General features: G+C 40.8%; 17 protein-coding genes. 6 read left to right on the forward strand and 11 right to left on the reverse strand.

Going from position 1 to position 18,210, the window contains the following annotated elements; translation table 11 throughout:
- Positions 1–170: 170 nt before the first annotated feature.
- Entirely contained in the window at positions 171–1,625 is a 1,455-nt protein-coding gene (locus PSH54_RS05790; protein ID WP_273605693.1) for an ATP-binding protein, read from the forward strand.
- Positions 1,626–1,634: 9 nt separating this feature from the next.
- On the forward strand, positions 1,635–2,309 hold the full coding sequence (locus tag PSH54_RS05795) for a response regulator (protein ID WP_121637146.1): 675 nt from the start codon (positions 1,635–1,637) through the stop codon (positions 2,307–2,309).
- An 18-nt stretch (positions 2,310–2,327) separates the two neighbouring features.
- On the opposite strand, the gene PSH54_RS05800 is transcribed toward PSH54_RS05795, so the two are convergent.
- Entirely contained in the window at positions 2,328–3,182 is an 855-nt protein-coding gene (locus PSH54_RS05800) for a PA4780 family RIO1-like protein kinase (RefSeq protein ID WP_024034251.1), read from the reverse strand.
- A 254-nt stretch (positions 3,183–3,436) separates the two neighbouring features.
- Here PSH54_RS05800 and PSH54_RS05805 point away from each other — a divergent pair, with 254 nt between their 5' ends.
- Together PSH54_RS05805 and PSH54_RS05810 are read left to right on the forward strand one after the other, a co-directional pair.
- On the forward strand, positions 3,437–3,712 hold the full coding sequence (locus PSH54_RS05805) for an EF-hand domain-containing protein (protein ID WP_004587403.1): 276 nt from the start codon (positions 3,437–3,439) through the stop codon (positions 3,710–3,712).
- Between the two features lie 11 nt (positions 3,713–3,723).
- Positions 3,724–4,176, forward strand: coding sequence for a hypothetical protein (locus tag PSH54_RS05810; RefSeq protein WP_273605694.1), 453 nt, complete (start codon positions 3,724–3,726; stop codon positions 4,174–4,176).
- 128 nt (positions 4,177–4,304) lie between these two features.
- On the opposite strand, the gene PSH54_RS05815 is transcribed toward PSH54_RS05810, so the two are convergent.
- From PSH54_RS05815 to PSH54_RS05835, 5 genes are all read right to left on the reverse strand, one after another.
- On the reverse strand, positions 4,305–5,606 hold the full coding sequence (locus PSH54_RS05815; RefSeq protein WP_096739964.1) for an MFS transporter: 1,302 nt from the start codon (positions 5,604–5,606) through the stop codon (positions 4,305–4,307).
- Positions 5,607–5,610: 4 nt separating this feature from the next.
- Positions 5,611–7,551: a putative bifunctional diguanylate cyclase/phosphodiesterase gene (locus PSH54_RS05820; protein ID WP_273605695.1), complete on the reverse strand. Its 1,941-nt coding sequence runs from the start codon at positions 7,549–7,551 to the stop codon at positions 5,611–5,613.
- Between the two features lie 146 nt (positions 7,552–7,697).
- Complete coding sequence (yghU, locus tag PSH54_RS05825; protein WP_273605696.1) at positions 7,698–8,537, reverse strand: glutathione-dependent disulfide-bond oxidoreductase; 840 nt, start codon at positions 8,535–8,537, stop codon at positions 7,698–7,700.
- Between the two features lie 90 nt (positions 8,538–8,627).
- Positions 8,628–9,209: a rhomboid family intramembrane serine protease gene (locus PSH54_RS05830; protein ID WP_024034245.1), complete on the reverse strand. Its 582-nt coding sequence runs from the start codon at positions 9,207–9,209 to the stop codon at positions 8,628–8,630.
- 104 nt (positions 9,210–9,313) lie between these two features.
- Complete coding sequence (locus PSH54_RS05835; protein ID WP_029773419.1) at positions 9,314–9,997, reverse strand: type 1 glutamine amidotransferase domain-containing protein; 684 nt, start codon at positions 9,995–9,997, stop codon at positions 9,314–9,316.
- Positions 9,998–10,161: 164 nt separating this feature from the next.
- Here PSH54_RS05835 and PSH54_RS05840 point away from each other — a divergent pair, with 164 nt between their 5' ends.
- Positions 10,162–11,085 carry a LysR family transcriptional regulator gene (locus PSH54_RS05840; RefSeq protein ID WP_024034243.1) on the forward strand — a complete coding sequence of 308 codons (924 nt, stop codon included), beginning with the start codon at positions 10,162–10,164 and terminating at the stop codon, positions 11,083–11,085.
- A 12-nt stretch (positions 11,086–11,097) separates the two neighbouring features.
- Here the strand turns inward: PSH54_RS05840 and PSH54_RS05845 are convergent, their stop codons facing one another.
- The 5 genes from PSH54_RS05845 to PSH54_RS05865 form a co-directional block, all read right to left on the reverse strand.
- Entirely contained in the window at positions 11,098–11,832 is a 735-nt protein-coding gene (locus tag PSH54_RS05845; RefSeq protein WP_273605697.1) for a dienelactone hydrolase family protein, read from the reverse strand.
- 77 nt (positions 11,833–11,909) lie between these two features.
- Positions 11,910–13,241, reverse strand: a complete 1,332-nt coding sequence (locus tag PSH54_RS05850; protein WP_273605698.1) for a glycerophosphodiester phosphodiesterase family protein — start codon at positions 13,239–13,241, stop codon at positions 11,910–11,912.
- Positions 13,242–13,296: 55 nt separating this feature from the next.
- The gene (locus PSH54_RS05855; RefSeq protein ID WP_273605699.1) at positions 13,297–14,160 is read right to left on the reverse strand and encodes a carboxylate/amino acid/amine transporter; all 864 of its coding nucleotides are present in this window, start codon (positions 14,158–14,160) and stop codon (positions 13,297–13,299) included.
- Between the two features lie 103 nt (positions 14,161–14,263).
- Positions 14,264–16,399 carry a M3 family metallopeptidase gene (locus tag PSH54_RS05860; protein WP_273605700.1) on the reverse strand — a complete coding sequence of 712 codons (2,136 nt, stop codon included), beginning with the start codon at positions 16,397–16,399 and terminating at the stop codon, positions 14,264–14,266.
- A 212-nt stretch (positions 16,400–16,611) separates the two neighbouring features.
- Positions 16,612–16,818, reverse strand: coding sequence for a hypothetical protein (locus PSH54_RS05865; RefSeq protein WP_004587392.1), 207 nt, complete (start codon positions 16,816–16,818; stop codon positions 16,612–16,614).
- A 197-nt stretch (positions 16,819–17,015) separates the two neighbouring features.
- Here PSH54_RS05865 and PSH54_RS05870 point away from each other — a divergent pair, with 197 nt between their 5' ends.
- Positions 17,016–17,879, forward strand: coding sequence for a mechanosensitive ion channel family protein (locus PSH54_RS05870; protein ID WP_024034237.1), 864 nt, complete (start codon positions 17,016–17,018; stop codon positions 17,877–17,879).
- The last annotated feature ends 331 nt before the right edge of the window (positions 17,880–18,210 follow it).

The raw sequence follows: 18,210 nt of genomic DNA on the forward strand, positions 1-18,210 counted from the left end.
ATTAAAGGCGCTATTTATAAGTCGCTATAATAGAACACGCAATTAATACAATTGTTATTACAGGCTATTCTTAAAAGTGCTTAGAGCTTTTAATAATACGTTTTAGCAGTAAAAAAATACGCAATAAATAACAGCTCAAATGCTTTTAGAGTCAGGTTTATAAAAAATAAATGAAAATTCACAACAAACTTTTTTTAATATTATTTAGCTTCACCTTTAGCATTATTGCGGGGCTTGTTGTGCTTATTCAGTACAGTATTGGCCAAGGTATTATTGATTTTGTAAACGCCAAAGAAGTAAAAGCATTAGAGCCATTAGCAGTACAGCTGGCTAATAAATACGCGCAAACTCCCTCGTGGGATAAAATTATAGGTAACGATCAGCGCTTTTTAAGGTTTGTTGAATCGCAATTGCAATCAAGCCAGTTTTTACCTAGTTTACGCGATATGCCACAGCGCCCAGAAATTCGCGGCGAACGCAGACCCAGACCCCCACAGCATATGGCGCAACGAGATCGACGTCCACCGCCCGAGCATGCCGCGCACTATGCACTACTGGATGAAAACCAGCAGCGTATTTTTGGTAAATTATTTGAGGATTTAAAGTACATTAAAACGCCCATAGAGCTTGAAGGTAAAACAATTGCTTACCTTGCTGTTTCAAAAAGAAAAAGCCTAGCAGATGGGTACGAGCTGGATTTTTTAAAGCAACAAACTAACTATTTATGGCTTATTGCGTTAACCGCAGGGCTACTTACCTTAATGTTGTCTTTTTTACTGGCAAGGCATTTAGTTGGCCCTGTAAAGCAAATAGCCAGTGGTATGCATAAGCTAACCAAAGGGCAGTACAGCACCAAACTTTTATTAGATAGAAAAGACGAGCTGGGCCAGCTTAGTGAAGATTTTAACACTTTGGCCTTTACGCTCGCTAAAGATGAGCAAGTACGTAAACGCTGGTTAGCTAATATTTCTCATGAACTAAGAACGCCCATGAGCATTTTACTCGGTGAGCTCGAAGCTATGTTGCTTGGGATACGTGAACCAAACAATAAAAATATTAGTTCTGCTAACGATGAAGCGCTGCATTTAAAGCGTTTGATTGACGACCTACACATGCTAAACAGCGCAGAGCTAGGCGGCATGCATTACACCATGCAACCTACCGACGTAGGCTTTTTACTTAACTCCATAGAGCAAAAGTATCACGTTATTTTTGAGCAGCACGCTATTAATTTTTACCTTCTTAATGGTGCTAACAACACCACAGTAAACGCAGATAAAACACGTATACTGCAATTGCTAGATAATATATTAATGAATGCGGTGCATTACGCCCAGTGCTCAACTATTTCTTTAAGTGCCAATAACGTAAATATTAAAGGCCAAGCCTATTTAGAGCTTATAATAGAGGATAACGGGATAGGCGTTGAGCAAACGCATTTATCGCACTTGTTTGAATATTTATACCGTGTAGACAGCTCTCGCAATCGCCAAGAGGGTGGCTCTGGTTTAGGTTTGTCTATTTGTCAGCATATTGTTAAAGGTCATAATGGCGAAATATCAGCCGAAAAAGCCAGTATTGGCGGGCTTGGCATTGTTATTAAATTACCCTTATTAGTTCAGTAGAGGATAAGTATGAGTGAGCAAATACTCATTGTTGAAGATGAAATAAAACTTGCCAATTTAATGAGCGACTTTTTAACAAGTCATCATTATCAAACGCACCTTATTCATCATGGTGATGAAGTACTTAGCTGGCTTGAAAGTAATAAGCCAAGTGTTATTTTATTAGATATTATGTTGCCAGGGCAAAGCGGTATAGAGCTGTGCAAAGCGATAAGAAAGTTCTCTAATGTGCCCATTATTATGGTTTCGGCAAAGGTGGAGGAGATTGACCGGTTACTCGGACTTGAACTGGGCGCCGATGACTATATTTGTAAACCGTTTAGTTATGCTGAGCTGGTGGCGCGAGTAAAAGCAATTTTAAGGCGTGTTAATACCACAAAAGAACCGATAAATAATGCCATGACACTGGATGAAAGTACTTACAGTGTAAACTATAAAAATAGCAGTATAGAACTAACTAATTTTGAATTTCAGCTATTTAAGCCCTTGTATTCTAACCCTAACAGAATCTATTCACGCGATAGCTTAATGGACACCATGTACGCAGACCAACGTATAGTTAGCCACCGTACTATAGACAGCCACATAAAAAAGTTACGTAAAAAGCTTGATGAAGTAACGCAAACCGACAGCGTTATTCAGTCGGTTTACGGTGTGGGCTATCGGTTTGTTCATCCTCAATAGCTAAACGTGAGCGTAGTTTTACTCATCGTCAGCGTTTTTAATACGCTCTAAACGGTCGAACTCTTCGTATTCGGCCGCTTGTATTTCATCGAGTACCGCATCTACGTCTGCAGATTCGTTACTGTCTTCAAATTCTCCGCTGAGCACAGTGTTTGGCGTTAAGCTAGCCTCTTCAAACAGTGCCCACATTTCTTTAGCGTAATGGGTGTTTAATAGGCTAGGTGCAAACTGCGCATAATAACGGCGTATGTTGTTTACATCGCGCGTAAACATTGCTTGCGCACTGTTATTGGCTGCGGCGTTTACAGCTTGTGGAAGGTCAATAATTACAGGCCCTTTACTATCAACAAGTACGTTAAATTCCGATAAGTCACCGTGGATAATACCAGCGCACAGCATTAATTTAATATAATGAACCATCATACTGTACTGCTCAATAGCGTCTTGCTGTGTAAGGGTCACATGCCCTAACTGTGGAGCAACATCACCGTCTTCATCACATACAAGCTCCATTAACAACACACCATCAATACAGTAATAAGTATCAGGAACTCTGACGCCAGCGCGTGATAAACGTGAAAGCGCGTCTACTTCTGCATTTTGCCAAATTTCTTCTTCTAGTTGCCGTCCATAACTAGAGCGTTTACCCATGGCGCGGGCTTGGCGTCCGCCTCTTACTTTTCGGCCTTCTTGATACTGAGCTGCCTTTTTAAAGCTGCGTTTAACGGCATCTTTGTAGACTTTAGCACAGCGAATTTCGCCACCGCTGCGCACCACAAATACATCCGCTTCTTTACCGCTCATTAAGCGGCTTATCACTTCATCAATTAGGCCATCATCAACGAGTGGCTGGAGGCGTTTAGGTATTTTCACTGCGATACAACTAGAAAAATTGGAAGATTAAACATGTATGTTAATAAGTCCTTAGTATGTTAGCTCTCAAAACAGGTGTTGAAAGTGGTTTTAAGTAATTAGTTATCACAATAACCGAAATACCGAATAAGGTAAAAATAACATGATAAAAATCGGATTTATTTTTATTTCCTTATTGTTTGCACAATGTTTGCGTTTTTTAAGCGTACTTTATATTCATACCCTTTATTAATATTTAACCCAAGGTGACCACGATGAAGCATTTTTCTACTTTTGCCGTTGCTGCATTATTATCAATGGCTTTTTCAGCCAATGTTGCAGCCAGAGGCGGTGATAACCCACCACCTAAACCTGACTTTTCAAGCATAGATGCAGATGGTGACGGTGTGATTAGCCTTGCAGAATTTAGCGAAAGTGCGCCACCGCAAGGCGATGCGCAAACTATTTTTGACGAAATAGATGCCGATGGGAATGGCGAAATTAGCGAACAAGAGTTAAGTGAACACAAGCCACCACGCCGCGCACGTTAAGGGAGAAAAATATGATCAACAGTATTGGTAGCTCAACGAGTTTTATGACTCAACAATCTAGCCAAGTAAGCGCTTTAACTTCAGAGCAAACTGAGTTTGTTAAAGAAACACTTGCAGAATTTGATGCACAAAACCTCAGCACGGAAGATGCGCAAAGTATTCAAGCTGCATTTGAAGAGCAGGGGATCTCACCTACAAAAGAGTTAGCTGATTTAATGAGCGAACTTGATTTTGACGCTAAAAGTATTGGCTATGCAGGACGCCCTGAAGGGCAGCGCCCGCCACCGCCGCCGCAAAACTCGCTAGAATCTGTTGATACTGACGAAGTGGTTAGCTACTTAGATGAGTTATTAACTGAGTATTCAAGCCAGCTATCTGATGAAGATAAAGAATCAATTCTTTCATCGGTACAAGAAAAATTTGGTTTAAGTGAAGGTGATTCACTGCTAAATGTAACTGCTTAGGTGTTATAACTTGAGGTAAAGCTGACTGTTTATCCTTAGGTCTTAAGTCCAAAGCCCGGCAATTATTTTGTTGGGCTTTTTTAATATACCAATTCGCTTAATTGATCACGTATTATTGCGCATTGGTATTACTCCGCTTGAGGCAAAAAAATCGCGCTAATAGCACCTAACAAACCGAGCAGGCTATACAACAAAATAAGCTGTGCGGTTGATAAAAATGCTTCTAAAAGCCCTATACTCCCTAACATTAAAAGCAAAATGCCAATTACAGTATTACTAACCGACACATAATCAGTGCGTTTATTGCCTTGTGCCATATCTACTAAATAGGTTTTACGCCCGAGCCGTACGCCTTGATGAGCAATGCAAAGCAAAAAATAAAAACCAGGTATTACCCAAGCATATTCAAACAGCTGGCTATACCATGTAGCTATTACAAACACGCTCACGCCGTTTATGGTGACAAGCAACGCACTGATCACAAGCACCTTTTGGCTAGAAAAATCGCTGAGTCTTCCCCATATTGGCCCAGAAATTAAACTTGCTAAGCCAGACACGGCTAAAAATACTGCCAATAATGAAAATTCAAACTGCTGAGAGCTTGCTAAAATAATATAAAAAGGCGCGCTTAGGGCTGAGCAAAGTAAAAAGGCGCGGGTAATTACAAAGTGTGCAAATTGTTTATCTTGATAAAGCAGCTTTAATTTACTTAGCGCATTTAAAAAGCCATTTTTACCGCCTTGTGTCGCGCCTTTGTATTCGTTTATGCGGCTATAAAAAAGTGCAGCAACAACCCACAAAACGGCGCCTAAACACAGCGCAATTAATACCGTATTTTGCTCTTTTTGCCCCGAAAAAAACCACATCATTAAACCAAAAGTGAGTGTTGCAAAGCCAGCAATACTTGCCGCTAGGCCACTAATATTGCCCCGCTTTTTTTTAGGAATAACTTTACCTAATACATCTTTAGCGGCAATAGAATTAAACCCGCGGGCGAGACTAAAGAGCACCAGCAGAGCTAAAATTGCATAGCCAGCCTGAGCGCCTTCTAGCAAAAATGAAACACCAACCATGGCGCCAATACATACAGCTTGGGCAAATGCACCGCAAACCCATACCCACTTTCTTACTGAGAGTTTACGGATAATATTGGCTATCGCTAATTGTGGTAATAAAGAGCCCGATTCTCTTATAGGCACCAGCCACGCTATAAACGCGCTTGGCACGTTTAAGCTTTGCATTAACCAAGGCAGAGTGACTTTAGGGTTGAGGAGGGCATCGGCAAACTTACTAAAAAGCTGGCTTGTTAATAAAAGAATAAAGTTACCGGCCACTTCTTTGCAGTCATCTTCGTTTATGTCTTTACAGGCGCGTGCGTCTTCATCGTTGTTAAGGCGTTTATAGACTTGCTCTTTAGTGAGTTTTTTCATACTGCTAGCTACACAATTTGTTTTGCTCTTTGAGGTACGAATCTACAAAGTGTTGTTCCATAGGTTTAGAAAAGTAATAACCTTGTAGGTGAGACACACCAATTTCTTTTAGCATGTTGGCTTGCTCTAGAGTTTCTACACCTTCAGCGACTACTATAAAATCTAGTGTTGAGGCCATTTGCACAATCGCATGAATTATACTTAAGCCTCGCTTATCCATGTTTTGAATGAAACTTTTATCTATTTTTACTATGTCTACACCAATATCTAACATGCTCGACAAGGATGAGTACCCAGTACCAAAGTCGTCAATAGAAATACAAAATCCTTGTTTTTGCAGCTCTTTTACTGCTGCTAAAAAGGTGAGCTTATCCTCAGCAAACACAGATTCAGTGATTTCAAGGTGCAGGTTTTCTGGCTTTACGCCGTATTGTTCAACGATATTTACAACCTTAGTAACAAAATCAGGGTCTTGAAGTTGTATTACAGATACATTAACGCTCACAGCAATAGGGGGTTGTACGTTTTTAAACGTGCAAGCTTGCACACACGCTTGCTCAATAACCCATAAGCCAAGTTCGGTTATGAGGTTGTATTGCTCGGCAATGGCAATAAATTCATCAGGAAATATCGCTTCGTCATTTAATTGCCAGCGTAAAAGTGACTCAAACGAGGTCACCTTCGCTGTTTGGCTATCCACAATAGGCTGAAACACTAACCGCAAGCCGTTGTCTTTTATTGCACTTGCTAAGCGTTTACTGAGCAATTGTTCGCGTTCTTGTTGGCGCTTTAAGTCATTGTTGTAAATATTTACGCAGCCTTTGGCAATACGTTTTTGATGGTACATGGCTAAATCTGCTGAACGAATTAACGCGCTTAAATCACCCTCATGCTCAGGAAATAACGCTATGCCAATAGTGGCAGATACCCAGCTTTGGTATTTATATCGTTCATGCTCGGCACGAATGCTTTTAATAACCTTTTTGGCAAAATCAAATAAGTCTTGTTCATCCTCATAGGTTGTTAAAATTAAAAATTCATCTCCGCCCCAGCGGCATTTGTATAAGTGGCGGGTGCAAACGTTAGTGAGTCGCTCGGCTATTTCTTTAAGTACTTGGTCGCCAACTTTATGACCCATAGAGTCATTAATTTGCTTAAAGCCATCTAGGTCTACAAACAGTAAAGCGAGTTTTTCCTCGGGGTGATCTGCCAGCTGTTTATTTGCCACTTTTAAAAAAGCGGTACGGTTTAATAAACTTGTTAGTGGGTCAGTGTTTGATAAACGGTAAATTTCTTCTGTGCGTGTTTCTACTTTGCTTTCCATTTCGTTAAGTAGTTCGCGGTTTTGATTTCGTAATTTTATGGCTGTTTGGGTAAATGTGGCCGACTTATAAGAAGAGGCGACCATAATTGCCGAAAAAGTAATGCCCAAAAAGCCTAATACATAGTGGTAATAGTCATCAGATAAGGTTAGTACTATAGAGTAAGGCATTAATAAAATAATGCTGTAACACACTGAGGTAAAGCGACTACCCGAGAGCAAATTGGCTGAGCCTCCAGCAAATGCCGACAAAATAGCTATTGTGGTGGTAATTTCAACGGTGGATGAGCTTTTATGAAACCACAGTGCGTAACATGACCACGAAATCGCGGTCGCTATACACCCCACCGAAAAGCGTTTTAAAAAGCTATTTGCATTAAAAGGCTGGTTAACTTCTTTGGTGTAGTTAAAGTAAATAACATCCATTAGCCTTGCTGCTAAAACAACCAGCATAAAAAAAAGCCAAATTATTTTTTCTTGATTTGTTCTCTCATCCGTTAGGTCAAATGCAAATACAAGTACAAAGCTAACTAACGCCGAAACACCAATGCCAGATAAAGCATTAGAATATAAAAGTTTTACGGCTTCTCTGCGTTCATCACTATTTAAATTTTTATATTGCACTCATTAAAGCCTTATGAAAAGTAATGCGGGTAAAGCAGGTTACATTTTATAAAAACACAATAATAAATATAGTTTAATGACAGGGAAAATGCAGATTTTAAATAAAAAAATGCCCATAACACAATGTCTTGTTATGGGCTGTTAGATTAAATGTCGCTGGCGTTATGTCGTTCGCTAAGTTGCTCTTCTTCAGGGCCCCAGGTGCGATTAACACGTTGACCACGTTTAACAGCGGGACGCTTTGCTATTTGCTCTGCCCAGCGCATTACATGAGTGTAAGAAGCAACATCTAAAAACTCAGCGGCGTCGTATAATTTTCCAAGCACCAACGAGCCATACCAAGGCCAAATGGCAATGTCGGCAATAGAGTATTCACTACCCGCCATGTATTCGTTTTCACTTAAGTGGCGATTTAATACATCGAGCTGGCGTTTAGTCTCCATAGTAAAACGGTCTATTGGGTATTGCATTTTTGTTGGTGCGTAGCTGTAAAAATGACCAAATCCGCCACCTAAATAAGGCGCTGAACCCATTTGCCAAAATAGCCAATTACGGCACTCGGTCTTGGCTTTAAAATCTTTTGGGATTAGCACATCAAATTTTTCTGCCAAGTATTGTAAAATTGAACCTGACTCAAAAATGCGTGTTGGTGGCGTGGTAGAGTGATCCATTAGCGCAGGAATTTTAGAGTTTGGATTAATATCAACAAAGTCTGAGCCAAATTGGTCGCCTTCGCCAATGTTAATTAAATAGGCATCGTAGTCGGCATCGGTTAGGCCAAGCTCTAATAACTCTTCAAACATAATGGTCGCTTTTTGGCCATTAGGCGTGGCTAATGAATAAAGTTGAAACGCATGCTTGCCAATGTCTAAGGTTTTGTCATGAGTGGCGCCAGCAATAGGGCGGTTAATATTAGCAAATTTACCACCACTTTCGCTGTCCCACGTCCAAACTTTAGGCGGCGTGTATTTGTGTTCATTACTCATAAATAACCTCAATTTAAAAATGTAATTAATTTATATACTCATAGATAACAAGCTGGGGGCGTAAAAAATTAATTAAAGGCAATGAAAAAATTATCGTGCTTTTAATTTATCTGCTTTGGCAAGTTTATACCCTAAAAAGAACCCACTTAACGCTCCAAAAAGGTGACTCTCGAACGAGACATGAAAGCGTTGTGGTAGCACGCCCCAAATAAATCCGCTGTAAAGCACTGCCACTACTAGGGCAATAACAATAGACTTAAACGAGCGCCTAACCACGCCATAGCACAGTATAAATCCCCATAAACCATAAATAACGCCGCTTAATCCAACATGAAAACTACTTCGACCAAAGGCCCACACTAATAGCCCGCCAATTAACGCAGTAAATATAAACACGGTATAAAAGCGTTTTACACTGTATTGGCAAATTAGCCAGCTAAGTACAGCAAAAGGCAACATGTTGCTAGCAAAGTGCCACCAGCTGCCATGTAAAAATGGGGCGCATAAAATGCCGATTAACCCTTGAACGCTGCGAGGGTAAATACCTAAACCATTAAGCGTAATGCCAGGTAAACTATTGATCACTTGTAGTATTAGGCATATAAAAACTACGCTAAATATTGCAAATCGCGTACTGGTTATCAATGAAGATGATGATGGGGTAGTTGGCATATAAACGCTTTAGTAGGATTGTTTTGTACCAGTATAGGAGTATGTTTTCGCTATTAAAAGCGATTTAATAAGCGCGGCGTTATACGCCGCGCACAGGGTTTATTTTAACCTAGTTTAGTTAATAGTTTTTTCGCCGCAAGCTCTGAACTTGCTGGATTTTGGCCTGTAATCACTAAACCATCTTCGAGCGCTAATACGCCCCAGTCGTCGGTTTTTTGATAATCGCCGCCTTTTTTAATGAGTTCATCTTCAACTAAAAATGGCACTACGTCTGTTAATTGCACGGCGGCTTCTTCTGAGTTAGTAAAGCCTGTTACTTTTTTACCTGCAACTAAGGCATTGCCTTGCGCATCTTTAACATTTAAAAAAGCGGCACTTGCGTGGCAAACAGCCGCTACTGGCTTTTGCTCTTTTACAAACTTTTCAATAAGTGAGATTGAATCGCTGTTATCTACTAAATCCCATAGTGGGCCGTGGCCGCCTGGGTAAAATACCGCGTCAAAGTCGCTGGCGTTTACTTCACTTAACTTTTTGGTGTTTGCCATAAGTGTTTGTGCTGCGCTGTCGTTGTCATAGCGCTTTGTTGCATCGGTTTCAAAATCAGAAAGCGTGCTGGTTGGGTCAATCGGCGGTTGGCCACCCGCAGGGGAAGCAAGTGTTACCTCTGCACCAGCATCAACAAATGCGTAGTAAGGTGCTGCAAATTCTTCTACCCAAAAACCTGTTTTTTCGCCTGTGTTGCCAAGCTCTGAATGTGAGGTAAGTACCATAAGTATTTTTTTAGCCATAACAATATTCCTTCGATTAGTGAGTAAATTAAAGCTTGGTGTTAACCAAGGTGCTGTAATAACTATATGCACTTAAAAGGATTTAAACAACGATGATAAATTTAACTTTATTGGTTTAATTATTGATACAATTATTGGGTTGAATAATCATTGGTGGGTTTGTGATGAAAGTGTCGTTTGAGCAACTTAAAAGCATGGTGGTATTTGCGCAAATTGTCGAGCAGGGCAGTTTAACCGCGGCTGCAAAGCAGTTGGGGTTAACGCGTGCGGTGGTAAGTTATCACCTTAAAAAATTAGAAACGCAATTAGAAGTTACGCTGCTAAATCGCTCAACACGTACTATGGCGCTAACTGAGGCGGGCATTGCGTATTATGAGCGCTGTAGAGTGATCACAGAACAAGCAAACGCAGCTAATCAGCAAATAGAAAACATTAAAAGTGAGCCACAAGGAGTATTAAAAATTAGCTGCCCTGTTAATGTAGGCATGCAACTAATTGTGCCAGCAATTAATACGTTTAAACGCCAATACCCCAAAATTGAAATAGACCTGCAACTAACCGATGATGTGGTTGATATTATAAAAAACGGCTTTGATATTGCTATCCGTGGGGTCGCTTTAAGTGACTCAAACTTACAAGCCACTAAACTAACAACCATGAGTACCTGTATTTGTGGCTCAGCTGAATATTTTGAACACTTTGGCAAACCTAAAACGCCAGCTGAATTAGCCTTACATAAATGGGTGGTGTACCAACTTAGCAGTAAAACATTAACCCTTAGCAAAGAGGGCAAAAAATACGATGTAATACTACAAGGCGGCATAAGCACCAATAATGCCGCTGCGCGTACCGCGTTTGTAGAGGCCGGGCACGGGCTTGGGCGCATTCCGTTGTATGATGCGTGGCCTAAAGTGCAAGCAGGGCTGTTAGAAATAATACTCGATGATTATAAAACAAAAGATATTGAGCTTTATGGCGTGTTTCCACCTGGGGCGGCAGGCTCCAAAAAGCTCAGGTTGTTTATTGATTATTTAAAAGCCTATTTTGTTAAACAGCATACTGCACTGGGCATGCTAAAAAGCACGTAAAACCGCACTTAATTACAAAGTACGATTAAATAATGCAACCGCTTGTTGGTACATAGTAATTGCAAGCGCGGCATCGTAACGCTCGCCCTCATCACGCATAAACGCATGCTGTGCGTTTACTTCTTGCCAGTGATAGTTAATACCCGTGGCTACACATTGCTGGTAAATTTTACTTCGGCCTTGTTGCGGTACATGTGGGTCTTGCTTACCCCAAATAAAGTGTATTTCACCTTGAATATCAGCCATGCGTTCAAACGAATTGTTACCTGCATTAGCCGTTAAGGTATCACTATGAATATCGGTGGCGTATAAACAAAATGCGGCTTTTATGTGTGGGTTTAATGCGGCTCTGTAAGCTAAATGCCCACCAATGCACACACCCATGGCGCCTACTGTGCCAGTGCAGTAATCTTGGCTTTGTACAAAGTCGATGAGTGCATGTGTGTCGCTGTCGTGGTGCTCAAGTGGCTTTTGCCATTTATCGGCATTGCCTTTATCTTTACCCGCGTCATCATACGCAAGTACAGTACCAATCGGGTTTAGCTCATGAAATACCTCAGGCACTAACACAACAAAGCCGTGGCTTGCTAAAATAGCAGCGCTGCGCGCAATAGGCGCGGTTTGCTGAAAAATTTCAGAGTAAAAAATAATACTTGGATATTGGCCAGCTGCTTGTGGGCGGTAAACGGTAGTACGCATTAAGCCTGTAGGGGTGGCTAGGTCGGTATTATGGTGTTGGATTATCATAAAAGCGCTCAGTTAAATAATTAATAAGGTTATGGTAACTGAGCGCAAAAAAATAAACGACCACTGATACTGGTTTTTTAAATGCTTGCAGGCATTTTATTACAACTTGCGTAGTAGCTTACGGTCGCAGGCCAATCCGAAAATATACCCATAACCCCGACATCCTGCGCGAGTACATCAACCACCGTCATCATGTCGCCATCGTTATCGATAACATCGGCGATTGATTGATAGTAGTAGCCTCCGCCCTCGTTAAGAGGCCCCGAGCGCTCAAGGCTCCATGCTATCAGTTCAAGCCCTGCAGCTTTTGCGTCAATGGCGTATTGTGAGGGGACAATATTACTTTCGTTGTCTATGGTGAGCATCATCCAAATAGGGGGCGCTAATATTTTAACGCCATCGGCTACTAGCTCTTCCATACTAGGCTGCCATGTTGCAGGGTTACTTGGATCAAAGCCCGCTTCGCTGTCACGGCCATCTAAATATACGCTTTGATTTGCAAAGTCGGGGTTGTTATTTATCCAATATTTCACATCATCAAGATTAAACGATTGCGGGTATACATCACTGCTTGGTACGTCCAATTGCGTGTACTCATCAAGCATTTTTTGTGCGTATTGCTGTTGTGTCATTCCCTCAAAAGGCATGCTCACTTGCGGCGATTTTAGCTCTGGGGTCATTTTTACACCCAAGCTTTTAAATAACTCAATACTTTGTTTATGAGTTACTAATGTTCCACCTGTGGCGTATAAATCGGTGCGCCAGCTGGGCGTGCCCTGCATATATTCACCAACAGTAGTGGCTTGGGTGTTGGCGCCATCCATTTTACCTTCAAGCGTTAAAAATTCGCTCAGGCTGATATCGCTTGTGCAGCATTTAGCGGTGGCAGGCGTGCCACTGGCCGCGTTAGCTGGAGTAAAAGGCACACTGCATTTAGCGGCAAGTTCATCAATGGCTAATATATTGGTGGTGGTGTGCAAATCGCACTGAGAGTGGCGACACACGAGCTCTTTGTCGCTGGTAAAGGTTACATCGCACTCGACAATACCTGCGCCCATACGCGCCGCAGCTATATAAGACTCCTTTGTATGCTCAGGGTATTGCATTGGCGCACCACGATGGCCAATAGAAAAATCTGTACGGTAAAATGGCCCATCTGTACACGATTCTAATTTTGTTTTTAAATCGCTCTGTGCCATATCGTTAATAAGGTAGTCGGCACGAGTACCTAATTGAATATCAGGCGCCTCGCCTTTTGCAACTTCAACAATTACAGGCGTCGGTACTTCAACAACCTCAACGGTGGTATTTGTAACGACTACGTCTTTTTCTACAACTTCGACATCGTCGTCGCAGCCGCTCAGTAGTGCAAGTATTACTGAGCTTGTTATTAGGGTGAGATGTTTCATGTTTGTTCCTTAACGTTATTTTATTCAACCCTAATCGCATTCAATGACAAATTAGCTACAAGGATGTGACGTTCTGTTTATTTGTCCCTATTTGATTAATTACCAGTGCCGCTAACATAATTGCACCCCCCATACTTAAGCGCATAATGTCGGCATTTTTATTCCATATAAGCACGTTAACAATAATACCGGCAGGAATAAGCACGTTGTTCATAACGGCTAATGCTCCCACATTTACTTTTGTTGCCCCTTTGTTCCATAAAAAGTAACCAAGGCCTGAGGCTACAATACCTAAATATATTAAAATACCCCACTGGGTAGGTGTACTCGGTAATTTGCTTGTATTGCCAAATAAAGCGTAGCAAGCACTCGCCACCACTAAGGCGCCAATAAAAAACCAACCAAATACGGTTTTGTCATCCAACTGATTAGTGGCCATTAAACGTTTATAAGTTACTTGTCCGGTGGCAAAACTAATATTGGCACCTTGAACCAGTAATAAACCGATGATGAAATGACTATTGAGGCTTTCCCAGCGAATAGCTACCGCGCCCAGTACGGCAATAAGCGCAACTGTAAAAAAGCGAGGGTTAAAATGCTTATTAAGTGCATCGTTTAAAAGCGTTATATAAAGCGGCGTCATAACGGTAAAGAGCAACACTTCGGGTACGCTTAAAAATAAAAAGGAGTGATAGTAAAAGCTGTACATAACACCTAGTTGCACAGCGCCTATCAGCATTAGCTTAAGTGCGAGTGGTTTTGAGGTAAGTTTAGGTTTTAAAAAGGGTAAAAAAACCAATGTGGCTAATGCAACTCGTATTAATACGCTAAACCACGCATCAACTTGGCCTGCTAGGTACACACCAATTAAACTAAATGAAAAAGCCCAAAGTAGGGTAACTGCAAATAAATAGCCCATAATTGTCGTTTTTTATAATTTATAGTGTGGCTAGTTTATCTGTTATAAACAATAAAAGCCCGCAAGCGGGCTTTTATAAGGTTAAAATTAATAAACGAGGTTATTAATCAACTAAACCACGGCGCTTAAGAAGTGCGTCTGTTGTTGGTTTTTGGCCTCTAAACTCAATGTAGCTTTGCATTAAGTCTCGGCTGTTACCTTTTGATAGGATTTCTTCACGGAACTTGTCACCGTTTTCACGGGTTAGGCCACCGTTATTTTCCATATGTGCAAACGCATCGGCTGCAAATACTTCAGTCCATAGGTAGGCGTAGTAACCTGCTGAGTAACCACCGGCAAAAGTATGGCTAAAGTAGTTTGATTTATAACGCGGTGGCACTGGGTAGTAATCAATACCGTGTGCTTTTAGCGCATCGCTTTCAAACTTTTGAACATCACTGATTTTTTTATCAGAACCAAATGAGTGCCATTCCATATCAAGTAAAGCAGCTGCTAAGTATTCAGTAGTACCAAAGCCTTGGTTGAATTTTTGCGATGCTAGTACTTTATCAAGTAATGCTTGTGGAATTGGCTCACCCGTTTTGTAATGCTTAGCGTAGTTAGCAAGTACGGTAGGTTCAATCATCCAGTCTTCGTGTGCCTGTGAAGGAAATTCAACAAAGTCACGTGCTGTAGCAGTACCCGCTAGGCTTGGGTATTTAACATTTGAGAATAAACCGTGCGCAGCATGACCAAATTCATGGAACATAGTCGATACTTCGTCGAAGGTCATTAGCGTTGGCTCACCTTCAGCTGGTTTTGGAATGTTTTGTGCGTTGTAAATAACTGGTTTAGTGCCTTTTAAGCCGCTTTGGCTTACGTATGCACTCATCCATGCACCGCCACGCTTACCTTCACGTGCGTATGGGTCCATGTAAAATAAACCAATAGCGCTGCCGTCTGCGTTAAATACTTCGTACGCTGTTACATCTTCGTGGTAAACAGGTAAGTCTTTACGCTCTTTAAAGGTGATACCGTAAAGCTTGTTCATTGCGAAGAATAAACCATCATGGATCACAGAGTTCATTTCAAAGTATGGCTTAACTAGCGCAGGATCTAGGTCGTACTTTTCAGCACGTACTTTTTCTGCGTAAAACGCCCAGTCCCATGGCTTAAGCTCAAAGCTTTCGCCAGAATCGTTAATTACTTTTTGGATAGCGGCCGCTTCTGCTTTGGCTTTTTTAACAGCTTTTGGTGCAAGGTCATCTAAAATACCGTACACGTTGTCGGTTGTTTGTGCCATACGCGAAGTCATTACATACGATGCCCAATCTTTAAAGCCTAACAGCTCTGCTTTTTGTGCACGCAGGTTAGTTTCTTCAATAATGATAGGGCCGTTAGTTTTAGCGGCACGGTTTGTAGAGGCTTTAAAAATTTGCTCGCGTAGCTCACGGTTTTCAAGGCTTGATAAGATAGGCTGCTGAGTGGTATTAACCAGGGTGATCATGTAGCCGTCTTTGCCTGCTTTTTTAGCTGCGGCTGCAAGGCCTGCAATTTCACCTTCAGATAGGCCAGCAAGTTTAGATTTGTCTGTAACAACAATAACGTCTTCTTTAAACGATTTTAAAATGTTTTGAGAGAACGCAGTAGATAGCTCTGCAAGCTGAGCGTTTATTTCACGCATTTTTGCTTTTTCAGCATCACTTAACTTAGCACCGGCTTTTACAAATTGCTTGTAGTAGAAATCAACTAAGCGTTGATCTTCAGCTTTAAGCGCATCTTTATTGTCGTAAATAGTTTGTACACGCTTAAATAACGCACCATTTAGGTAAATGTCATCAGAGTGAGCAGATAATACCGGCGCCATTTTTTTGCTTATACGTTGGTATTCGTCATCTGAAATTAAACCCGATAGGTTGTAAAAAGCAGCAGATACGCGGTTTAACAACTCACCAGATTTTTCCATCTCAACAAGTGTGTTTTCAAATGTTGCTGGTTCTGGGTTGTTTGCAATTGCTTGAACTTGCGCAGTGTGCTGAGCAATACCTGCATCAAAGCCTGCTTCGTAGTCTTTTGTACCAAACTTATCAAACTCTGGTGCCATGTATTGTAATGGGCTTGGTTTGAATAATACATTGTTTGCGTTCATATCTTGCACTTGTGCTGCGCTCTCTTTAGCTGTGTTCTGAGTTTCGTTAGATGAACAAGCAGATAGGATTAGGGCACTAGCAATAGTAGTGGCGATCAGTGTTTTACGCATAATAACTCCATAAAAAGATGAGCCGAAATAGGCTTTTCGAGTCGAAAACCCAGTTAACTTATCAAATTTTGGCGTTTATACAATAAAGTTTATCGGTATTAAGCGGGATTTAAACGCAAATTAGCTACTAAAAATGCGATTTGGAGGTAAAAGTAGCCTTAAAAATAAACGTAAGGCTACTTAAATATTGTATTGTGTGTGTTTTTAAAAGGCTAGTTATAGCCAAGAACAAAGCGTTTTTCAGAACCAAAGCTATTAGATTGCTGGCCAAATTCTTTATTAATAGTAGCAAGTGTTTGTTCTTGCTCAGCAAGAAGGCACAAAATTTTATTGCGATAATCTAGGCTGCTTTCAAACAAATTTAAATCTACCTGCGGCTGCAAAGTAGCGAGTCTTTGATTTAGAGTAAGTTGTGACATATGTAATCTCCAGTGCTTGTACACTATTTATATAGCACTCGGTGCAATAAAGAGTTAATAAATTGTTTAAACAAAAACGTTAAACCTATTAACTTAGCGTTTTAACACTATTATGCCGTGCTAAGCTTAGCGAAGACTGAACCACACTCATTTTTACTGAACAAATAACAAACAATCAATAATACTTTGGAAAATACATGACGCTCGAACACATTCAACATTATCTCAGCTTGGTTATTTTTACCTATAACGACGTACACATCACTGTGGCTAAGGTTATACAAGTTCCTTTAATTTTATTTGCTATGTGGTTTGTAGTAACGCGCATTGGCAAACTTATTAAAAAAACACTGCTGGCAAAAAAAATCAGCCAAGACGCGGTTCATCTATTTACGCGCATTTATTTTATTTTGAGTATCGCAATATTAATTTTCACCTCGTTAGAGGTTTTAAGTATTCCACTTACGGCCTTTGCATTTGTATCAGGGGCAATAGCCATTGGAGTCGGGTTTGGTGCGCAAAACATTATTAATAACTTTATTAGTGGCTGGATTTTAATGTGGGAGCGGCCAATTCGTATTGGGGACTTTTTAGAAGTAGGTAATGCAAAGGGCGTAGTAGAAACTATTAATACGCGCTCTACCCGCATTCGCCGTAACGATGGTGTGCATATGTTAATCCCTAATTCGCAACTTTTAGAAAACACAGTGACTAACTGGACCTTAATAGACGGTAATGCCCGCTCTTCGGTTAGCGTAGGTGTTGCTTATGGCAGCGATGTATTGTTAGTTAAAACGTTAATTCAACAAGTACTTGATGATCATGATGCGATACTAACAAATCCAAAAGCCTCTGTTTTATTTGACGACTTTGCTGATAGCTCACTGGTGTTTAATGCAATTTTTTGGGTTTGTGCAGAGTCAGAAACCATGCTCAGAAAAGTACGTAGTGATATCCGTTTTAGTATCTATGCTGTTTTTGAAAAACACGATGTGGTGATTGCGTTTCCACAGCGCGATATTCACATTGATGGAGAAATTGCGTTAAAGCGCACTCAATGAATTTAGCCTTTAAAATTTAGCAAGCATTAACGGGTTTTAACTGGGTGTTTCTAGTTTGGGTTTATTTGTAAAAATACGCAGTTTGCTACTTTAAAGTGGGTTTTGAAAGAAAGGACATATGTCCGCATTGTTAGTCTTTTGCATCTAAAAGCGGGTAAAAAAGCTATAAAATGAGGTTAAATGTTGCAAAAAAGTTTACTTTTTTGTACATATTTATGCAGTAAATTTGTAATACGATGGTATAATCTTCATCGTTCGTTCAGCCTCATTACTCCGTTTTTGTACTCTCGGTGATGAGGTCCGCGCGCCATAAAGCTAGACGCGAAAAATT

This window comes from Pseudoalteromonas sp. Angola-30, assembly GCF_028599215.1.
In the GTDB taxonomy this organism is placed as follows: domain Bacteria; phylum Pseudomonadota; class Gammaproteobacteria; order Enterobacterales; family Alteromonadaceae; genus Pseudoalteromonas; species Pseudoalteromonas atlantica.